At 43.0% G+C, this 21274-nt stretch carries 14 protein-coding genes; 6 read left to right on the top strand and 8 right to left on the bottom strand.

Translation table 11 applies throughout. The features are described from left to right. Positions 1 to 84: 84 nt before the first annotated feature. The 4 genes from recC to BCU57_RS04090 all read left to right on the top strand — a co-directional run bounded on the left by recC (position 85) and on the right by BCU57_RS04090 (position 10133). A complete protein-coding gene (gene recC / locus BCU57_RS04105; RefSeq protein WP_102440562.1) occupies positions 85 to 3777 on the top strand; it encodes an exodeoxyribonuclease V subunit gamma in 3693 nt (1230 codons plus the stop codon). Between the two features lie 50 nt (positions 3778 to 3827). Next, positions 3828 to 7616, top strand: a complete 3789-nt coding sequence (locus tag BCU57_RS04100) for a UvrD-helicase domain-containing protein (protein ID WP_102440578.1) — start codon at positions 3828 to 3830, stop codon at positions 7614 to 7616. Continuing rightward, complete coding sequence (recD, locus tag BCU57_RS04095) at positions 7616 to 9613, top strand: exodeoxyribonuclease V subunit alpha (protein WP_102440561.1); 1998 nt, start codon at positions 7616 to 7618, stop codon at positions 9611 to 9613. Before BCU57_RS04100 ends, recD begins: the two co-directional genes overlap by 1 nt. A 142-nt stretch (positions 9614 to 9755) precedes the next feature. Continuing rightward, entirely contained in the window at positions 9756 to 10133 is a 378-nt protein-coding gene (locus BCU57_RS04090) for a hypothetical protein (RefSeq protein WP_102440560.1), read from the top strand. Between the two features lie 83 nt (positions 10134 to 10216). On the opposite strand, the gene prpF is transcribed toward BCU57_RS04090, so the two are convergent. From prpF to BCU57_RS04065, 5 genes are all read right to left on the bottom strand, one after another. Next, positions 10217 to 11410 carry a 2-methylaconitate cis-trans isomerase PrpF gene (prpF, locus tag BCU57_RS04085; protein WP_102440559.1) on the bottom strand — a complete coding sequence of 398 codons (1194 nt, stop codon included), beginning with the start codon at positions 11408 to 11410 and terminating at the stop codon, positions 10217 to 10219. Between the two features lie 104 nt (positions 11411 to 11514). Then, positions 11515 to 14130: a Fe/S-dependent 2-methylisocitrate dehydratase AcnD gene (gene acnD / locus BCU57_RS04080; RefSeq protein ID WP_102440558.1), complete on the bottom strand. Its 2616-nt coding sequence runs from the start codon at positions 14128 to 14130 to the stop codon at positions 11515 to 11517. 103 nt (positions 14131 to 14233) lie between these two features. After that, positions 14234 to 15358: a 2-methylcitrate synthase gene (gene prpC, locus BCU57_RS04075; RefSeq protein ID WP_102440557.1), complete on the bottom strand. Its 1125-nt coding sequence runs from the start codon at positions 15356 to 15358 to the stop codon at positions 14234 to 14236. Between the two features lie 211 nt (positions 15359 to 15569). Then, the gene (gene prpB, locus BCU57_RS04070) at positions 15570 to 16448 is read right to left on the bottom strand and encodes a methylisocitrate lyase (RefSeq protein WP_076536891.1); all 879 of its coding nucleotides are present in this window, start codon (positions 16446 to 16448) and stop codon (positions 15570 to 15572) included. A 65-nt stretch (positions 16449 to 16513) separates the two neighbouring features. Further along, positions 16514 to 17173: a GntR family transcriptional regulator gene (locus BCU57_RS04065; RefSeq protein ID WP_102440556.1), complete on the bottom strand. Its 660-nt coding sequence runs from the start codon at positions 17171 to 17173 to the stop codon at positions 16514 to 16516. Positions 17174 to 17803: 630 nt separating this feature from the next. On the opposite strand from BCU57_RS04065, the gene BCU57_RS04060 reads away from it, so the two are divergent. Then, positions 17804 to 18805 carry a D-alanine--D-alanine ligase gene (locus BCU57_RS04060; protein ID WP_102440555.1) on the top strand — a complete coding sequence of 334 codons (1002 nt, stop codon included), beginning with the start codon at positions 17804 to 17806 and terminating at the stop codon, positions 18803 to 18805. Between the two features lie 47 nt (positions 18806 to 18852). Here BCU57_RS04060 and BCU57_RS04055 read toward each other — a convergent pair whose 3' ends face one another. Beyond that, a complete protein-coding gene (locus tag BCU57_RS04055) occupies positions 18853 to 19152 on the bottom strand; it encodes a hypothetical protein (protein WP_102440554.1) in 300 nt (99 codons plus the stop codon). A gap of 370 nt (positions 19153 to 19522) precedes the next feature. Here BCU57_RS04055 and BCU57_RS04050 point away from each other — a divergent pair, with 370 nt between their 5' ends. Continuing rightward, the gene (locus BCU57_RS04050) at positions 19523 to 19948 is read left to right on the top strand and encodes a hypothetical protein (RefSeq protein ID WP_102440553.1); all 426 of its coding nucleotides are present in this window, start codon (positions 19523 to 19525) and stop codon (positions 19946 to 19948) included. 243 nt (positions 19949 to 20191) lie between these two features. On the opposite strand, the gene BCU57_RS04045 is transcribed toward BCU57_RS04050, so the two are convergent. After that, positions 20192 to 20779 carry a cytochrome c3 family protein gene (locus BCU57_RS04045; RefSeq protein ID WP_102440577.1) on the bottom strand — a complete coding sequence of 196 codons (588 nt, stop codon included), beginning with the start codon at positions 20777 to 20779 and terminating at the stop codon, positions 20192 to 20194. Positions 20780 to 20799: 20 nt separating this feature from the next. Then, a complete protein-coding gene (locus tag BCU57_RS04040) occupies positions 20800 to 21270 on the bottom strand; it encodes a nitrate reductase cytochrome c-type subunit (RefSeq protein ID WP_102440552.1) in 471 nt (156 codons plus the stop codon). Positions 21271 to 21274: the final 4 nt, after the last annotated feature.

Here is a 21274-nt window from a genome sequence, read left to right as displayed (position 1 = left end):
TTAAACCCTAGATGTGATAAAAGCCTTTCAAACCTAATAACAACCTCTTAGAATGGCTTTTATCATCATTTGTAGAGTCGATTAATGCTTAGATTAATTCAATCAAATCAGATGGAAGTTCTGTCAGAACAACTGTCTAAAATGCTCGCTATCCCCCTTGATAACGCTAATTTACTCGCAAATGAACATATCTTGGTGCAAAGCCCGGGGATGTCGACTTGGCTGCGCCTAGAAGTGGCTAAATATAATGGTATTGCTGCCGCCCTGTCCTTTCCGCTGCCGTCGAGTTTTACCTGGCAGTTATGCCATGAACTGCTGCCAGATGTGCCTAAAGATAATGCCTTTACTAAAGCGGCGATGACGTGGAAGTTAATGGATTTACTGCCGCCATTACTTGATGACCCTGATTTTGCGCCGCTACAAGCCTATTTAGCTCCGGTTGAAAATCAGCACGCCAACCATACAGATGAAGCGCTGCCTTATGTCCAAGCTGGCAGTTTTGATGCCATTAAGCTGTATCAATTATGTGGCCGTATTGCCGATATTTTTGACCAATACTTAGTGTATCGCCCTGAGTGGATTCAAGCTTGGGAGCAAAACGAGCATCCGCTGAAGCTGGAAGAAAACCAGCGTTGGCAACCTAAGCTCTGGCGGGCACTGATTGAATATAACCAGCACCACCTTCATGCCAGCACTTATCATCGCGCCAACTTACATCAACACTTAATTGCTGCACTGCAAAACCCTGACACTGTAATTAAGTCGCTACCTGAGCGATTATTTGTGTTTGGTATTTCTTCTATGCCGCCACAAACCTTGCAAGTGCTGTATCACTTGGCTGAACGCATTGAAGTGATTATGTTTTCCTTAAGCCCTTGTCAGCATTACTGGGGCGATATTGTTGACCCTAAAGCTCGCGCAAGAATGGCGCTGCAATATGTTGATAAAAAGCAGTTAGGCGAGCAATGGGAAGAAAAGCTCGAAGTGGGTAATCCGATCCTGGCTAACAATGGCAAAATGGGCCGTGAATTACTGGATTTAATGCTCGAACTACCGCCAGAACACACTGACTTTAGTTACGACTGCTATATCGAGCCCGAACAATCCCCTGACAGTTTAAATCTACTCCAAGGGGTGCAATACGATATTCTGCAAATGGAAACCCTAGGCCAAGCCCTTGGCCCTGATGCAGCACTTTATCAAAATGTCGCCAATAGACGCTCGTTAAGCCAGCAAGACCAATCAATTACCCTGCGCAGTTGCCATAGCCAGCTACGAGAAGTCGAAACCCTGCACGATCATTTACTCGAGTTACTGTCAAGCAATGCGAATGACAACGGTAAAGCATCACTAAAACCCAAAGATATCGTGGTGATGATGCCCGACGTGGCAGCTTATGCGCCTTATATTGATGCAGTATTTGGCACCAGCAATAGCGGTTTACATCGAAGTAATCAAGACTCAGGCAAAACAGCCAACTACTATATTCCCTATGCCATTGCCGATAGAGGCGCAGCTCAAGAGTCACCGCTAATTAACAGCTTTTTGAATTTACTCAATATTAATCAAAGCCGTTTTGGCCTCACTGACATTATCAGTATTCTCGAAGTCCCAGCAATTTTACGAAAATTTCAGCTCGATGATGATGCTCTGCAGCTTATTAGACGTTGGCTAGATGATGCCAACGTGCGTTGGGGCCGTGATGAAAAAACCCGATTGCAACAAGGAGTACCAGCGTTTAAGCAGAACTCTTGGGCATTTGGTATTAGCCGCTTAATTCAAGGTTATGCTTTTAATGATGAATCAGCGCTTTATAACGATTCACTGCTAGTACAAGGTGTTGAAGGCCAGTCTGCGCAAATTCTTGGCTATTTACTCAATTTCTTAGAGGCCATTGACGAATATCAACTGCAACTGGCTAGCCAATGTCCAACCCTTGAACGTATCGCGCAGCTACAAGCTTTATTAGAGGTTTTCTTTGATGCTGATGATGACGAGCGCGAGCAAGTTCAAACCATTCGCGAAGCCTTAGTCACCTTAAGTACCGAGCTTGAAGACGCCGGTCATCAAGGTGAACTCGATGTTGAAGTGCTCAAGCAATGGTTTAATCAAAACCTTAATGAATCTCGAGTTGGTCAGCGCTACCTTGCAGGGAGTGTGAACTTTTGTACCTTGATGCCGATGCGCTCAATTCCTTTTAAAGTGGTATGTTTACTGGGTATGAATGATGGGGTGTATCCACGAGTACAACACCCTGTTGGATTTGACTTAATGGCCCACAATGGCGCTATTAAAGGTGACCGTTCCCGCCGATTAGACGATCGTTACCTGTTTTTAGAAGCTTTATTGTCTGCCAGAGAGCAATTTTATATCAGCTACATTGGCCACTCTGAGCGTGATAACGCTGAACGAATTCCCTCAATGTTGGTGTCAGAGCTAACCGAGTATTGCCAGCTGTGTTATTTTGCTGACTATTATTTCACTACAAATAATGAGCCTCAACTCGAAATCGGCCAAGGCTTACGTGAAAGCGTTGAAGTTAATAACGCCGATAAAGCAATATTAAGCCATTTAATCCAGCAGCAACCGCTGCAACCCTTTGATGCCAAATTGTTTACTGCAACTCAGCAAACTAAATTGCAGCAAAGTTATAATCATCAGTGGTGCCCGCCAAGTATCGCAGATGCGAACCACTTACTTAATAATGCCCGCTTCTTTAACCGCCTTAAGCCGTTAGATTTAGCCAACGATGACAACCCATTTGATGCTGTTGCCGACGATGGCAGCGCCATTGTGCAACTTGAATTGTCGGCATTATTACGCTTTTTCAGAAGCCCAGCGCAATTCTTTTTCAATCGCAGTTTAAAAATTGATTTTAATTTACGAATTCAAGCTGACGATAACGACGAGCCATTTAACTTAGATGCATTAGAGCGCTATAAATTGCAATCAGCAATGATTGACAGTGCAGTGCATCACCAACTTGAACACGCTGACATTGAGTTTATCAACCAGCTAAAAGCCAGTGGCAGTTTACCCATGGCGCCCTTTGATGATGTGCTGCTTAATCGCTATCAAAACGACATTAAATACGTCATTGGTCGGGTGCTCTATCTCACAGGCGATAAGAGCCACAGTCAGGAAGTGGATATTGATTTACAGTTTGAAGGGCTAACGCCGCTAAACAGCGAGGCTTTAGACAGCACTCAATCAAGCATTAACGTTAACCTTATTGGCCGCATCGATGATATTTACGCTAAAGGGCAAATAAATTATCGCCCTGGCACTGCCCATGGCCGTGATTTTGTCAGGGTGTATTTGCGCCATTTATGCCTTAATGCCGCAGGGGTTGAGAAAAACAGTTACCTGCTGGATATTGGCCATTTTCATGCCTTTAGCGCAATTACGCCAGAGTCCGCTCAGCAATTATTACAGCAATTTATTCAAGCTTATCTCAATGGCCAAGCCCAGCCGTTATGCTTTATGCCGCGCACCGCGTTAGCCTATGTTGAAGCCGATGGTGATCATATGGAAAAACTGCAAGCTGCCGAGCCATTATGGCTTGATGAACAATCAGGCTTTGGTGAAGGGAACGATCCCCATAATCGCCGTTTATTTAGTTTTCCTGAAGACTTTACTGAAGCTGAATTTGGCAAAACAGCCACCATGTTACTGCAACCTATGTTGAGTATTTATCACAAAGGCACCCTCGCCGAGCTTGACGAATATGCTATCCAACCACCTAAGCTCTCTGTAATTAAAGGGGGCAAAGCCTAATGACTCAAATTAATGACAATGCTAGCAAGTTAGAGGCCGCTAACACCGAAATGACTGACTCTGAAATCGCTAATGGCAAAGAAACTCACTCAAAAGTCAGTAAGCTTAATCCGCTAACACTGCCTTTTGCAGGTTCAAGCTTAATTGAAGCCAGTGCTGGCACAGGTAAAACCTACACCATTTCAGGGCTGTATTTACGGCTATTACTGGGCGATAAAGATAAAGCGCCGCTCACCTGTGAACAAATTTTAGTGGTGACCTTTACTAATGCCGCAACCGAAGAGCTGCGGGATCGAATTCGTAAACGTATTCAAGTGGCCTTTAAGTGCTTTATTGGCTTAGACACCAATGATGAATTTGTAGAGGCGCTGTACCAACAAGTACCAGAGTCTGAGCGGGCAATTGCCCTAAGACGGTTAGATTTAGCAATAAAGTCACTAGATGAAGCGGCGATTTTTACCATTCACGGTTTTTGTCAGCGCATTTTATCTGACATGGCGTTTGAGTCATCGCTATTATTCGAGTCAGAATTTACTCTCGATGACAGTGAGTTTTTACATCATGCCGTGCGTGATTTTTGGCGTGAGACCTGTTACCCACTGCCACAAGTATTAGCCCAAGTGATTGATAACGAGTTTGGCGACCCTGATAGCTTGGCTTGGCAACTTAAACCGTTACTCGGCGCGAGCCAAGCCAATATCCCGTTTGTGGCGAAAGAGTTTAACCAGTTAGCTGATGAATTAGTTCAAAGCCTTGCTCGCTTTAAAAAGCGCTGGCCAACAGACAGTGAAAAAGAACTGGAACTGCTACACAGCTTACCGCTCAATGGCGCGAGATTCGGCAAAAAAGCCGATGATTATCCAAAGCTTGCGGCCATGTATGATCGCTTAACCAATTGGGTTAGCTTCGGCAATGGCCTGCCGCCAGTTAAAGATTTAGAAATGCTGGCGCTATCTGAGTTAAAACTCAATAAAGGTGGCACTATCCCCAGCGCAAATGATGCGCCGCTGCTCGATCATATCGAGCGATTATTTGCACTTATCCAGCAAATAAAGCCATCATTTTTAATTCGCGCCCGTGACGGTATTCGGCTGCGATTTATGCTGCAAAAAGCCCAGCGCAACTTAATGACCCCAGATGATCTCTTGATCACCTTGGCTGATGCCTTATCAACTGCTACTAAATCAACTGATACTGAATCAACTGCTACTGAATCCAGCGCACACCATTTAGCCAAAGCCATTGCAACACGCTTTCCGGTGGCATTAATTGATGAATTCCAAGATACTGATCCGCTGCAATTTACTATTTTCTCAACCATTTATCAGCAGCAAACCCAGCTTGATAGTTTAAGTTTATTAATGATTGGCGATCCCAAACAAGCCATTTATGCCTTTCGCGGCGCCGATATTCATACCTATATCCATGCCCGTAAGCAAACTAAAGCGCACTATAACCTCGAAACCAATTACCGCTCATCCACGGCACTGGTCAATGGGGTTAACCAGCTCTTTAGCCAACATCAGGATCCATTTATCAGTGATGCGATCCCTTATGATGTGGTTGATACCCCAGCCAGCGCTGACAATAAAAAGCTCACTGAAGCCACTGAAGACAAATCAGCGCTGCGAATTAAACTGCTTGGCGAAGGTGAAAGCGGCTTAAATAAAACTACTGCCCGTCATCTACTGGCGAATGATGCTGCCAGTGAAATAAAACGTTTATTAACTGAAGCGCAAACTGAGCAATGCCATATGAATGGCAAAGCGCTCATCGCCAAAGATATTGCCGTGTTAGTGCGCGATAAAAATGAAGCCTCGGTGATGAAGCAAGCCTTAAGCGAGCGTAATATTGGCGCAGTATTTTTAAGCCGAGATAGCGTATTTAACACCCAAGAGGCCTTTGAACTGGCGATAATTTTACGGGCTATTGCTAACCCGAAAGATGAGCGCTGCCTTCGCGCAGCACTTGCCACTGAGCTTATGGGTTACAGCGCCCAGCAAATTCATCTGTTTAATCAAGATGAAGAGCAGCGACAAAGCTTACTGGACCAATTTGCTGATTGGCATCAAACCTGGCTTAAGCGCGGCATCATGCCTGCGCTGTTAAGTTTGGCTAACCAAACCCAGCTGATTAAGCGCTATTTAAGTAAACAGCTTAGCCCAAGCGTCGACAGCAACTCAGATAGTATGGCTGATAGTAGTGTTGATAGTAGTGCTAATAGTAATGCTGAAAGTGGCGAGCGCCGACTCACCGATTTCCGCCATTTGTGCGAACTACTGCAGCAAAAAGCCACCGAACTTGATGGTAGCAGCGCGATAATGAATTGGTTTGAGCAACAACTGATTGATGCTCAAGGCAATGATGAGCAGCAATTGCGCCTTGAAAGCGAACAAAATCTGGTGCAAATCGTTACCATTCATAAAAGTAAGGGGCTTGAATATCCCGTTTGTATGGTGCCATTTATCAGTCTCGCGCGGGATAATCGCAAAAAGCCTGCGCCTATGCTTTACCATAAAAATGACCAATTAGTTTGGGATGTTGAGGGCACGAAAGAAGGCTGGGAGCAATACAAACAAGAAAACCTCGCTGAAGATTTACGTCTGTTATACGTGGCGCTCACCCGTCCGGTTTATGTGTGTTACTTATACATTGCCAACCATAGCCGCATGCTTAAAGCAGGGGTAAGTAGTCACTTATACGAAACCGCCATTGGTTATTTATTGGGGATCACCACTAAAGATTGTGATTTTGAGTTGTTATCACAACAAGCACTGGCCATAAAAACCAGCGCGCCAGTGCCCGATGCCATTAGCGTGGTTCAGCTAGAGGCGATTGATGACTCAGTACTCACTGAACTTAATGGCCAGTCGCAACAATTGGCGGCAAAAACTTTGCAGCGTGATTACCACACCCCATGGCGAGTTGGCAGTTACTCAGGTTTGGTGAAACACCTTGCCCATGAAAAAGTCTCTCCGGGTGCCGACGATGAAGATTTTAGCCAAGAAACCCTGCCGCAATTTGAATCCGCAGCTGACATCAACCCTTTTGACACTGATGTTGAAAACAACGCCATTAATCGTTTTACCTTCGAGCGCGGCGCCAATGCCGGTAGCTTCATGCATTTGGTGTTAGAGCTATTTGATTTCACCAATGCTGAGGTTGAATTGCCACAAGCCTTACCCAAAGCCATGGAGCAATATGGTTTTGACCAAGAGATATGGACAGATACCTTAATCCAGTGGTACCAGCAAATCCTTCATAGCCCGCTCATTACCAATAATGCAGCGCAAGATAATCAGCTATTAAATGATCATGGTTTGCCACTGACATTAGCCCAGTTAGCCCCAGAGCAAAAATTAGTTGAGATGGAGTTTTATCTGCCCATTAGCCAATTAAAATCTCAGCAGTTAAATCAGTTGTTACAACAATATGGTTATGATGCAGGGCTTGAATTTGACGAGCTACAAGGCATGTTAAAAGGCTTTATCGATTTAACCTTTGAGTATAAAGGCCAGTATTTTATTGCCGATTATAAATCTAACCATTTGGGTGACGATTTAACATGTTATGACCATAATGCGATGGCGACAGCCATCAGTAGCCACCGTTATAATTTGCAATATATTCTTTATACCTTGGCACTGCATCGTTACTTATCTTTGCGAATGCCAAGTTATGATTACCAGCGTCATATAGGCGGCAGTTTTTACCTTTTCTTACGTGGTATGAGCCCAGAAGCTTCAGGCGCAGGAATATTTTTTGATAAACCGCCATTGGCCTTAATCACTGATTTAGATGCACTATTTTCAAACAACAATGCATTGGAGCAAAAATAATGATTACCCTTAGCGCCCCAATGACTCAGTTACTTAAAAATTGGCAACAACAAGGGTTAATTACCCCACTTGATCGTCACTTTGCCCTTGAAATGGCCAACTCTCAGCTCGCTCAAGTTGATGCCAAAAATGACACTGCTGATGAGTTTTTATTATTAATCTGTGCGCTATTAAGCCAGCAATTATCAAGTCAGCACAGCTGCTTAGTTATCGATAATATCGATCTTGATAATCCGTTTTGCGAGCAAGAGTCCCATTGCAAGTTAACAATAACCCACCAGCAACTCAGTGACGCTATCGAAGCATTAGCCTGTGTCGGCCAACCTGATGATAACCAGCCATTAATTGTTGAGCATAACCGATTGTACTTAAACAAGTATTATCACTTTGAAACCCAAGTGGCAGCCCGATTCAACCAGTTGGCACAAGTTAACTTAACTGTTGATACCGCAACGCTAGCGCAATATTTGAATGACTTATTCGATGAAAAACCAGATGTAAATAGCACTAACATCAACTGGCAAAAAGTGGCCACTGCAACGGCGCTAACTAAAGCCTTAGCGGTGATTACTGGCGGCCCAGGAACTGGTAAAACTACCACTGTCACTAAGTTGCTCTTGTTACTGCTAACTCAAAAAGCCTTAACCATTCGACTGGTGGCGCCAACCGGTAAAGCCGCTGCGCGATTAAGTGAGTCCATTAAAGCCTCTAAAGCGCGGCTAGTAAGTCAAGTTGAGCAAACCGGTAAGCCAGAGCTAATTGATGCCCTAAGCAAAATTCCTGAAGAGGCTGCTACGCTGCACCGTTTGTTGGGAGTGATCCCTAACTCACACTTATTTAGACACCATAAAGATAACCCTCTTAGGTTAGATTTATTGGTGGTCGATGAAGCATCAATGGTGGATTTGCCTATGATGCATAAGCTATTAAGCGCCCTGCCTAAAAATGCCCGCCTAATATTATTGGGCGATCAAGACCAGCTGGCATCCGTTGAAGCAGGCGCAGTATTGGCTGATATTTGTGCAGGGTTAAAAGTGACTGCCGATCTTAGTGCTAATGCATCACCATGGCGAATGCGCTATTCAGAACAGCAGGCCAACTTATTGCAGCAGTTAACTCAGCAAAATACCAGTCAGTTTATTCATCCTAAACCTATGCTCGGCGACAATTTATGCATGCTGATGCACAGCCACCGCTTTAAAGGCGATGGCGGCATTGGCTTGCTGGCCAATGCGGTAAACTATGTCAACATCAACGGCATTCGCCGTGAGTGGCAGTGCGGCCATCAAGAGTTAACTTGGATAGAGCATCAGCCCGATGCCCAAAGTCTGCCGTTATTGCAATCGGCAGTGGCAGCTTATGCCGAGTATTTGCAAAAAGTGTTCGATAATCAGCATGCTTACTCGCAACAATTAAGCAAGGTTTATGGCGCTGAAGAAATTATTGATACCTTCAATAAATTCCGCATTCTATGTGCCATGCGCTCAGGTGAATTTGGCGTTGATGGCATGAACCTCGCCATCACTAATGTGCTCAAACAGAATCATTGGATAAAACCCACTCAAGAATTTTACCTTGGCAGACCGATTATCATTCAAAGTAATGATTACAATTTAGGCTTATTCAACGGCGATATTGGTTTGATTTTGCAAGATGAGCAAAAGCCTGAAAAATTAATGGCCTACTTCGTTAAAGCCGATGGCAGCTTGTTAAAAGTACAACCTGCAAGGCTGCCCAATCACGACAGTTGCTTTGCGATGACCGTACATAAAAGCCAAGGCAGCGAGTTTGAAAAAGTCGCCTTTGTGTTACCACAAAAACCCAGTAACGCCCAATGGCAGCTGCTGACTAAAGAGTTGGTTTATACCGCTATCACCCGCGCTAAAGAGCATTTTATTTGCTTAGGCACACCGTATGTATTTGAGCGTGCCAGCAAACAGGTAACCTCACGCGCATCAGGTTTAGCGCTGAGGTTATGGGGAGAGGATAACGAGTAGTTGGTATCACAACTACGGATACTGCCGCCAAGCAATTGATCAAATAGATATAGATAGAGCTAGAAATGTAACTTTTTGATGTTTTTCCATAAAGCAGCTAAGTTAGTTCCTATGAGTTAATTCATAGAAACAAGGAAGTATTATGGATCTAGAAAATAGTTTAGACCAAGCAGATAAGACAATAAATGACCCTAACCCGCCTAGATGGCAAAAGATAGGTAAAGAAAACTATAACCTAGCTATCAATCGATTCAGCCCGGGGCATGAATTTAAAATTGCGCCGCTACATAAGGAAGGCTTTGAAAACGCTGCATTTATTGTAACCCATATCACTAATGATAAAATATCCACTGTGATTGATTATAACGGTGAAATTATAAGTGTTTCAGTCGCGTTCAATGATCTAGCTTGTGACTCAAAAACTACCCCCTCAACGGGCAAAACCTCTAAGCCTGTTTTAAGTTCTTCAGCTGGAAAGGATTCGTTTGAATGCGTCGTATTTTTAAAGCGAACAGGCTAGTATCATCGAACGGATAATCTTTAAAAACTTAAACTGGCAGTTATCCCGTTAAGATAACTGCCAAATCAAACACTAAAAACAACCTAAAAACTATCCCCAGGTATTCTTACCCAACCTTCCATAAGCACTCTTGCACTGCGGCTCATGCTGGCTTTATTCACCTGCCAGCTACCATTGGATAATGTCGCTTCTGCGCCCACTTTTAGAGTGCCCGATGGATGACCAAACACCACTGAAGTACGTGCTTGTCCACCAGCGGCAAGATTGACTAGCGAGCCTTCAACGGCAGCAGCCGTGCCTATTGCTACCGCTGCTGTACCCATCATGGCATGGTGCAGTTTACCCATTGATAATGCCCGCACTTGTAAGTCAATATCAGTGGCTAATACCGCTTTACCACTTGATGAGTTGTATGCACTTGGCGGCGACACAAAGGCAATCTTTGGCGTGTGTTGGCGCGCTGCGGCTTCATCAATGTGTTTAATTAACCCCATTTGCACTGCACCATGGGCACGTAAGCTTTCGAAAAATGCTAATGCGCTATCATCATTGTTTATGTCATCTTGAAGCTCATTACCCACATAACCAATGTCGGCAGCATTAACAAATATCGTTGGAATACCAGCATTGATCATAGTGGCTTTAATGGATGGGATCCCTTTTGCGCTAAGCTCTGGCACAACTAAATCATCCACCACATTGCCAGTTGGGAACATCGCTGCATCAGCGTCTGCTGGCGCTAAAAACTCTACCAGTACTTCGGCTGCAGGAAAGGTCACCCCGTCTAATTCAAAATCACCGGTTTCTTGCACTGCGCCGTTAGCCATTGGCACGTGCGCAATTATGGTTTTGCTGATATTGGCCTGCCATATACGCACTACCGCAATACCATTTTCAGGTACGCGGCTACTGTCAATTAAGCCATTGGATATGGCAAACGAACCCACAGCCGCCGTTAAATTACCGCAATTACCACTCCAATCAACGAAGGGTTTGTCTATGGCCACTTGGCCAAAAAGGTAATCCACATCATGATCGGCGTGGCGGCTTTTAGACAGTATTACCGTTTTGCTGGTACTTGAGGTTGCGCCGCCCATGCCATCAGTTTGTTTGCCATAGGGATCTGGACTGCCAATGACTCTAAGTAGCATGGCATCACGGGCATCGCCCGCAACTTGAGCCGCTTTAGGTAAATCAGTTAGATTGAAAAACACCCCTTTACTGGTGCCACCACGCATATAGGTTGCTGGAATTTTTATTTGTGGAATATGAGACATCATGTTTCCTAAAATCAATCAGCACAATGAGTGAGAGGCATTCATTGTGCTGATGTTTGTTAAATTTAACGCAGCTATAACTACTTATGACTCATCACTAGTCACTAATGGCTGGCCTCTAAAAAGTCTTGGGCAAAGCGTTGTAAAATACCGCCCGCTTCATAGATAGACACCTCTTCAGCGGTGTCTAATCGACATTTAACTGGCACAGTTAAATGCTCACCATTAGTGCGAGTAATGATTACTGATAGCGCCGCACCTGGAGTACGCTCACCGATAACATCGTAGGTTTCAGTACCATCAATTTGATAGGTATGACGGTTCTCGCCATTGGTAAATTCAAGCGGTAAAACACCCATTCCCACAAGGTTGGTACGATGGATACGCTCAAAGCCTTCAGCAACAATCACTTCAACGCCCGCTAAGCGGACCCCTTTGGCTGCCCAGTCACGGCTTGAACCTTGACCATAATCAGCACCTGCGATGATGATAAGTGGCTGCTTACGCTCCATATAGGTTTCAATGGCTTCCCACATGCGCGACTCTTGCCCTTCTGGCTCGATTCGGGCGTAAGAACCTTGCTTAATCACTTGCTTGCCATCTTTACCTAAGGTGGTCACCATTTCATTAAACAGTTTAGGGTTAGCAAATGTGGCACGTTGTGCGGTTAAGTGATCGCCGCGATGGGTGGCATATGAGTTGAAATCAACTTCAGGCAAGCCCATTTTATCAAGGTAAGCACCTGCTGCACTATCAAGCATAATAGCGTTTGATGGTGATAAATGATCGGTAGTGATGTTGTCACCTAATACCGCTAATGGGCGCATGCCTTTCATGGCGCGCTCACCCGCTAATGCGCCTTCCCAATAAGGAGGACGACGGATATAGGTACTTTGAGGGCGCCAATCATACTGTGGATCAATCTTAGCTGAAGAATCGCTGCCGTATTCAACTTTGATATCAAACATTGGCTCATACACTTTGCGGAATTGCTCAGGCTTAACGCTAGCAGCGATAACCGCATCAATTTCAGCATCTGATGGCCAGATATCTTTAAGCCTTATATCGTTACCTTGTTGATCTTTACCTAAAACATCTTTTTCAATATCAAAACGAATGGTGCCAGCAATAGCGTAGGCAACCACCAGTGGCGGCGAGGCTAAGAACGCTTGTTTCGCATAAGGATGAATACGACCATCAAAATTTCGGTTACCTGATAACACCGCGGTGGCATATAAATCACGTTCAATCACTTCTTGTTGAATCACAGGATCGAGCGCGCCACTCATGCCATTACAGGTAGTACAGGCAAAACCGACAATACCAAAGCCCAAGGCTTCAAGTTCGGTTAATAAATTGGCATCTTCAAGATACAACTGCACCGCTTTTGAGCCTGGTGCTAATGAGGTTTTAACCCAAGGTTTACGTGTAAGCCCCTTGGCATTGGCGTTACGGGCGATTAAGCCTGCAGCAATCACATTGCGTGGGTTAGAGGTGTTAGTACAACTGGTAATGGCGGCAATAATACAAGCGCCATCAGGCATTAAGCCCTCTTCATTCTCAACAATACCGCTAATGTCTTTAGCGGCTAAATCACTTGTCGATACGCGGCGATGTGGGTTTGAAGGACCTGCAATGTTACGTCCAACACTGGATAAGTCAAAACGCAGCACGCGTTCATATTCTGCATTAACTAGCGTGTCAGCCCATAGGCCATTTTGTTTGGCGTAAGTCTCAACTAACTCAACTTGTTTATCATCACGGCCAGTCAGTTTTAAGTAATCAATGGTTTTATCATCGATATAAAACATCGCTGCTGTGGCGCCAAATTCTGGCGTCATATTTGAAATCGTAGCGCGATCGCCTAATGTCAGATTAGCGGCGCCTTCACCATAAAACTCAAGGTAAGTTGATACTACTTTTTGCTCGCGTAAAAACTCGGTAATCGCTAACACAATATCTGTCGCAGTAATGCCTGATTGACGCTCGCCGACCAGCTCAACACCGACTATATCAGGTAGACGCATATAAGATGGGCGACCTAGCATCACGCTTTCAGCTTCAAGCCCACCAACACCAATAGCGATAACACCTAAAGCATCCACATGGGGCGTATGGCTATCTGTGCCCACTAAGGTATCAGGAAATGCCACGCCTTCACGGGCTTGCACCACTGGCGACATTTTCTCTAAATTAATTTGATGCATGATGCCGTTACCGGGCTGGATCACATCAATATTTTTAAAGGCCGTTTTAGTCCAGTTAATAAAATGAAATCTGTCTTCATTACGTCTGTCTTCAATGGCGCGGTTTTTTTCAAAGGCATCTTTTTCGAAACCTGCATGTTCGACAGCCAGAGAGTGATCGACAATCAACTGCGTTGGCACTACTGGGTTCACTTTTGATGGGTCGCCGCCTTTTTCAGCGATAGCATCACGTAAACCCGCTAAATCAACTAATGCGGTTTGACCAAGAATGTCGTGACAAACAACACGGGCTGGAAACCAAGGGAAATCGAGATCTCGCTTACGTTCAATAATTTGTTTTAAGCAATCTGTTAGCGTCTCAGGTGGGCAACGACGCACAAGGTTCTCGGCATAAACACGAGAACTGTATGGCAGTTTGTCGAATGCGCCTGCTTGGATATCATCAACAGCAGCTTTGGTATCAAAGTAATCCAGCTCTGTACCTGGTAACGGTTTTCTATAATTTGAATTCATAACCCAATCCATCAAGTTTGGTAATTGTTAGCTAGTTTGCAATTTGCATGTTCAACAAGGTCTGAAAAACAAAAGGCTGACCCATTGGCCAGCCTTTGACTGTTTATCTTTCGCTAATTGGCGTTACAGTGCGTGGCTCAGATCCGATGTAATCAGCACTTGGTCTGATAATACGATTGTTTGAGCGCTGCTCCATGACGTGAGCAGCCCAGCCAGTAAGACGTGAACACACAAAGATAGGCGTAAATAGCTTGGTTGGAATACCCATAAAATGATAAGCCGATGCATGGAAGAAATCAGCATTACAGAATAGTTTTTTTGTATCCCACATAAACTCTTCACAAGCCACTGAGATGTCGTACAAGCTAGTATCACCATTTTCCTGAGCCAGTTTTTCTGACCAGGCTTTAATGATCACATTACGTGGATCTGAAGTGCGGTAAATCGCATGACCAAAGCCCATGATTTTTTCTTTACGCTCTAGCATGCCTGCCATTTGCGCTTTAGCATCGCTTGGCGAAGTAAACTTTTGGATCATGTCCATTGCTGCTTCATTAGCACCGCCATGAAGTGGGCCACGAAGAGTACCGATAGCACCGGTAATACACGAGAACATGTCAGATAAGGTTGAAGCACATACGCGCGCAGTAAAGGTAGAAGCGTTAAACTCATGCTCTGCATAAAGTATTAACGATACATCCATCACTTTACGATGTTGCTCTGAAGGCGTTTTACCATTCAATAGTTTTAAGAAGTGGCCGCCGATGGTTTCTTCATCTGTAACGCAGTCAATTTCAACACCTTCATGGCTGAAACGATACCAGTAACACATGATGGCAGGAAAAGCGGCGAGTAAGCGGTTTGCTGCTTTATGTTGCTCAGCAAAATCAGCTTCTGGCTCAAGATTACCTAAAAATGAGCAACCAGTGCGCATCACATCCATTGGATGCGCATCGGCAGGAATACGTTGTAATACTTCTTTTAATGCTTGTGGTAAATCACGCTGAGTCGTCAATACTGATTTATAAGTATCTAGCTGATCTTGCGTTGGCAATTCACCATTAAATAATAGATAGGCGACTTCCTCAAAAGTAGCATTTTCAGATAAATCGGCAACATCGTAACCGCAATAGGTTAAACCTGAGCCTGATTTACCTACGGTACATAATGCTGTATCACCTGCGCTTTGACCACGAAGGCCTGCACCACTTAGTTTCTTGTCTACCATAATGATTTCCTATTCTTTTATGTGTTTCGAGTACTATTTGGTTGTCTTTTAAATTATCGGTTTGCTTGTCGACAATCTTTGTTCAAGAACAATATTTGTGCATTAATCATCCAATCGCAATAAATCGCTATTGCTACAACGACAAAGCTTATAAACACTGTTTATCAACACTTTCTATCAACAGAAAACTGCTTTTATGTCTTGCCAGTAATTACTTGTTTTTACCTTCAGCAAATAAGCTATCAAGCTTTTGCTCATAATCGTGGTAACCGAGGTAATCGTATAAATCCATACGGGTTTGCATGGTGTCGACAACCGCTTTTTGGTCGCCATCTTTTAAGATTGCGCTGTAGACATTTTCAGCGGCTTTATTCATCGCACGAAATGCACTTAACGGATACAGCACCATGGCTGCGCCCCACTGACCGAGTTGCTCTTTGTTCCATAACTCTGTTTGACCAAACTCGGTGATGTTAGCCAAAATCGGGACATCAAGTGCATCGGCAAAGGCGCGATAATGCTCTTCAGTTTTTACCGCTTCGGCAAAAATACCGTCTGCACCGGCGGCAACATAGGCTTTAGCACGGGCGATCGCCGCCTCTAAACCTTCTTGAGCAAATGAGTCGGTTCTTGCCATGATGAAAAAATCAGGATCAATACGGGCATCGACAGCCGCTTTAATGCGATCAACCATTTCTTCAGTAGACACAATCTCTTTGTTCGGGCGGTGACCACAACGCTTCTGCGCAACTTGATCTTCCATGTGCACAGCTGCAGCGCCGGCTTTTTCCATATCACGAACGGTTTTAGCGATGTTAAATGCACCACCCCAACCGGTATCGATATCCACTAATAGTGGTAAGTCACAGGCTGAAGTAATACGCTGAACGTCAACAATCACATCATTGAGTGACGTCATACCTAAATCAGGTAAACCATAAGATGCGTTCGCCACACCGCCACCCGATAAATATATCGCTTGATGACCAATTTGTTTCGCCATCATTGCTGAATACGCATTAATAGTTCCAACGATTTGTAGTGGCTTGTTGTCGACTAATGCCTGACGGAATTTTTTGCCTGCGCTCATGATATCCCTCTCTCTATTTGTTATTGCTATGCGGCAGTTGTTTACGCTTAACTGCCGAAGCTTAATCAACGGTTTAATTTAGTTTCGATATTATTTTTGGAGTACATGATGTGACGACGCATTAGCATCTCTGCTAACTCTTCATCACGATTTGAAATGGCTTTAACTATATGGGTATGTTCTTCAAAGGCAGTTGTCACCCGAGGTCCTGCCATGCCTAATTGCACTCGGTACATACGAATAAGGTGATACATACCATCTATCAGCACTGAAATAAGGTGTTTGTTTTTGCTCCCTAGAATAATGCGGTAATGAAAATCCACATCACCTGCTTCTTGATAATAAGACTCGCCAGATTTCACTTCATTAGAGTGTTTGCTCAGAAGCGTTAATAAATCTGCAATCTCTTCATCAGTCATGTTTTTAGCGGCAAGCCTAGCCGCCATGCCCTCAAGAGATTCGCGCACTTGATACAACTCTATGAGCCCTTCAGGCGTTAATGCCACCACTCGGGCACCTATATTGGCTTTACGTTCAACCAAATGGCATGACTCTAAACGGTTTATTGCCTCGCGGATAACTGCGCGGCTAACGGCGTACTTTGTCGACAGTTCTGTTTCACTCAGTTTTGAGCCTGCCGTAATATCGCCTTCAACGATGTCCTTTCTTAACTCAAAAAAGGTTTTATCGGCTGCTGTAATGGGCTGTTCAGTAAAAAATGTCATTTTAAGTAGGCTGTCTGACCAAAGAATAATTGTCGACAATATAAGCCAATAATAACAAGTGGTCAACATAAACAAGCTAGATTGTCGACAAAAGTATAAAACGCCAGTGATAAATCAACGCTGCTAAGTTGTGGCTAAAGCATAAGCAGGGCAAAGTATGTTTACCGATATAAGCTCGCGATATGACTCAGAGAAATAACACAGAGAACTAACACAGAGAACTAACACAGAAAACACCCATGCTCGGTTAACGCCTCCCTTATTTATAAATAGACAGATAGATAGACAGATAAATGGATAAATGGATAAATGGATAAATGGATAAATCGTGACGGAGCGGATGAATAAACTCACCCATAAGCCCCATACATTGGGCAATGAATAAATGTATAACAGCCAAGCAAGCTTAGGGAGTACACCTAAGCCGTTTTAAATATCCCAAGTAAATAATATGGCTATGGCACAACTTTATTGCCCATAAAACGCGCAATTAAGCGGTGTTCATGACTATTTGTTGCTTAGTTCACCATTTACTCAGCCCTGCTCTTGCCTAGTGGCTTGTCAGTTCATTATCATAAGTTAATTTAATGCACATTCAGTGATATCCATCAGCAATTTTGCGGAGCAACAATGACAACTATCAACTTACTTTTAATCTGTGGCGGCGGCAGTGCAGAGCATGATGTGTCTTTGTTATCAGCTGATTTTTTTGAATCATCTCTCGCAAATAGTAACGAGATTAATTTACTGCGAGTTGAACTTGATAAAAATGGCCATTATCACGATCAAGATGGTAATGTTTGTGAGCTAACCAATAAGCGCGAAATTCGTTTTGAAGATCAGCAAAAAGCACCTTGGCCTGTAGACTATGTCATTCCTTGTATTCATGGATTTCCCGGTGAGACCGGTGACATTCAATCTTATTTCAATTTAATCCAATTGCCTTACTTTGGTTGTGAGTCAGAAGCCTCAAGAAACTGTTTTAACAAAATCACCGCCAAAATGTGGTTTAGCGCCTTAGGCATCCCTAATACGCCTTATATTTTTCTTAATGAACTAAATGATGACGCTATACAACAAACGGCAGCAGCCTTATCAGAATGGGGCTCAGTATTTGTTAAAGCCGCCTCTCAAGGTTCATCAGTGGGCTGCTATAAAGTTGATGACGCAACGCAAATACAACAAGTATTAGCTGATGCCTTTAGTTTTGCGCCTTCTGTGGTGGTTGAAAAGACCATTATCGCCCGAGAGTTAGAAGTCGCAGTTTATCAATATCAAGGTGAAGTAATAGCAACACTGCCAGGTGAGATCATTTGTGCCAGTAACACTTTTTATACTTTTGAAGAAAAATATAATGCTTCAAGTAAGGCGACCACCAATGTAGTCGCAAAGAATTTATCTGAGGATGTGTGTGAAGCGATTCGCAGCTATGCGATAAAAGCATTTAAAGGGATGAAGTTAAGACACTTATCAAGAATTGATTTCTTTCTAACCGAAGAGAATGAAATTTTACTAAACGAGATTAATACCTTCCCTGGCTCTACACCAATTTCAATGTTTCCGAAAATGCTACAAAATCACGGCGAAAACTTTACTGATTACTTGGTTGAAAACATCAAAAGCCAATTATAAATCTAAACACATATACCAACTTGATACGACGATTAACGACAAAATAGCTATCGCGTCATATTGATTGAAACAATATTGGAATATGTTTGCTGATGGCCAGCATCTTCCAATTGTTTGCGCCAAGGGTTGTCTTGAACCCTGACCATATAGAAACGCTCACGGTAGGTATCAGTGACGAATGCAATCCCATGTTGCATTAATTCATAATGAATATCATGTACAAATACCAAAGAAAAATTCTGCCTGCCTGTTAACTGATTAATGTCTCCTCGCGTTAAGCTTACTCCATTCTCTAATTGTTCAAATTGAATCATTAGCCAATTCGCAAAATCTTTTGAACTCACCATTTGATTGCCCTCGTATTTAAATCAAAAAAACTACAACTAAATCTAACTAATAGTTTAGTGCACTTTACGATTTTCAGCACAATAGTTTAACAAACTCATCTGGCCAAACATTATTCATCAAATGAAAAAACGGTAGTTTAACACCAAGAAATCACACACTACCCATTGAAATATAAAGAATTAGAATAAAACAAACACAGTCAAATAAAAACATATTAAGATGTCAACTTTTTAACCAGTGTCAACAAAATGACTTACAACTTGATTTTATCCGTTTACTAGAACAGTATTGCAACATTAACCTAACAGCTTAATGTTATATATAGTATTACTTCTATGTTGTTCCTCATAACTTAATCGGAAAGGAATAATGTCAAAAATTGTTTTATGCATAGTCAGTTTTATGCTCATATCTGGCTGTAGTCAAACTCCTCATTTCAATGATTCAAACCTTAATTCAAACTCCCTAGTTGGCATTTATACTAATGATGATGGTTTTGGAAACCGTATTAATATCGTTTTAAATGAAGATGGGGGTTACGAGTCTCAACTAAATGGAACCATTGGAATAGAGGGGTTTTCTTATGGTGAATGGGAGCACACAACGAAGTCAAATAGTATTTTATTTTCCCCAATTAAAGAACATGGTTTTTTAAAAGGAAAACTTAAAACATTACTGATCATTAGTGATAGTAACAATATTTCCTTAATTCCAGCTAAAAAACTTAAAAGTCATTCTAAGTTAATGGCTGATTACGGACAATCAAACTATAGCTATCAGAAAAATAATATTTAATTTAATCGTACTCTAACCGCTTATGTACATGGATGTACTGTAAGCTTTGTTTAGTTACTTCAATAAGCCATTTTCGTTACTTCAAATTTAACTTCTTAATGATTATTCCCAGCTATAAACTTCAAATATTTTTACAAGCCAGCCACAAAGAATACCTGCTCTGACATAGGCCTCAAATAGTATTAAATGCAACCCCAAAAAAGGCCAGCTTTCGCTGACCTTATTTATTGCTATTGGCTTTTACTAAAAGCCTTCCACACCAGCCATATCAGGTAATTGATGGGCTATCCCTTTATGACAGTCGATACAGGTTTTATCACCGCTCGCTAATGAGGTTGAGTGCATTTGCGAAGCGCGAGTCGATTGACGCGTAAAGTCCATATAATCGAAATTATGGCAGTTACGGCATTCTAATGAGTCATTAGCTTTAAGGCGTGCCCACTCATGCTCTGCCAACTCACGGCGTTTACCTTCAAACTTTTCACGAGTATTGATGGTGCCAAATACCTTGCCCCAAACTTCTTTCGAAGCCTGCATTTTACGAGCAATTTTATTGGTCCATTCATGTGGTACATGGCAATCTGAACACGTTGCGCGCACACCACTTCGGTTAGTAAAGTGAATGGTGCTTTGCAGCTCTTGATAAACATTACTTTCCATTTCATGGCAACTGGTACAGAACTCCTCGGTGCTTGCTAATTCAAGAGCGGTATTAAACCCACCCCAAAAAATCACCCCTGCTACAAAGCCACCTAATGTCAAAAAACCCAGGCTGTAATGAACACTTGGCCTGTTTACTACCTGCCAAACTAACTTCAATTTTTCTAGTATTTTTGAAATCATAAATGCTCCTAATGCTCAGTCGTTGAAGATTTTTTCATGAGTTCTTTAACATCCACAAAATCATTTTCAACCAATAACTTGGCATCTAACTGAGATACATGGCATTGAGTACAGTAATAACGACGTGGCGACAACGATGCCAAGAAATTATTATCTCTGTCCATATAATGCGTCACACTTACCATAGGAGCTTGAGAATGCCCAGTGCTACTACGCGCATGACATTGCATACATTTATTCACTTTCAAATCAATTTGATAACCATCAATTTTATGAGGAATAATTGGCGGCTGCATCGGGTAATTACGCACTTGCTTAACATCTGAATTAATCACTTTCTGCATAACAGGCGGTGTTGGTTCAACGTTTAATGGTGCAAGGCGTAATGTAGCAACTTTCTCATCAGGCACAGTTGCTGCCGTCAAACCAAAAGAGAATCCAACTAACGCAATGATTGACAATATTTTACGTGCTTTCATGGTG

The organism is Shewanella sp. 10N.286.48.B5, assembly GCF_002874355.2.
Taxonomy (GTDB): domain Bacteria; phylum Pseudomonadota; class Gammaproteobacteria; order Enterobacterales; family Shewanellaceae; genus Shewanella.
Note: the sequence above shows the minus strand (reverse complement) of the source record. Positions and strands in the feature narration are given on the sequence as shown.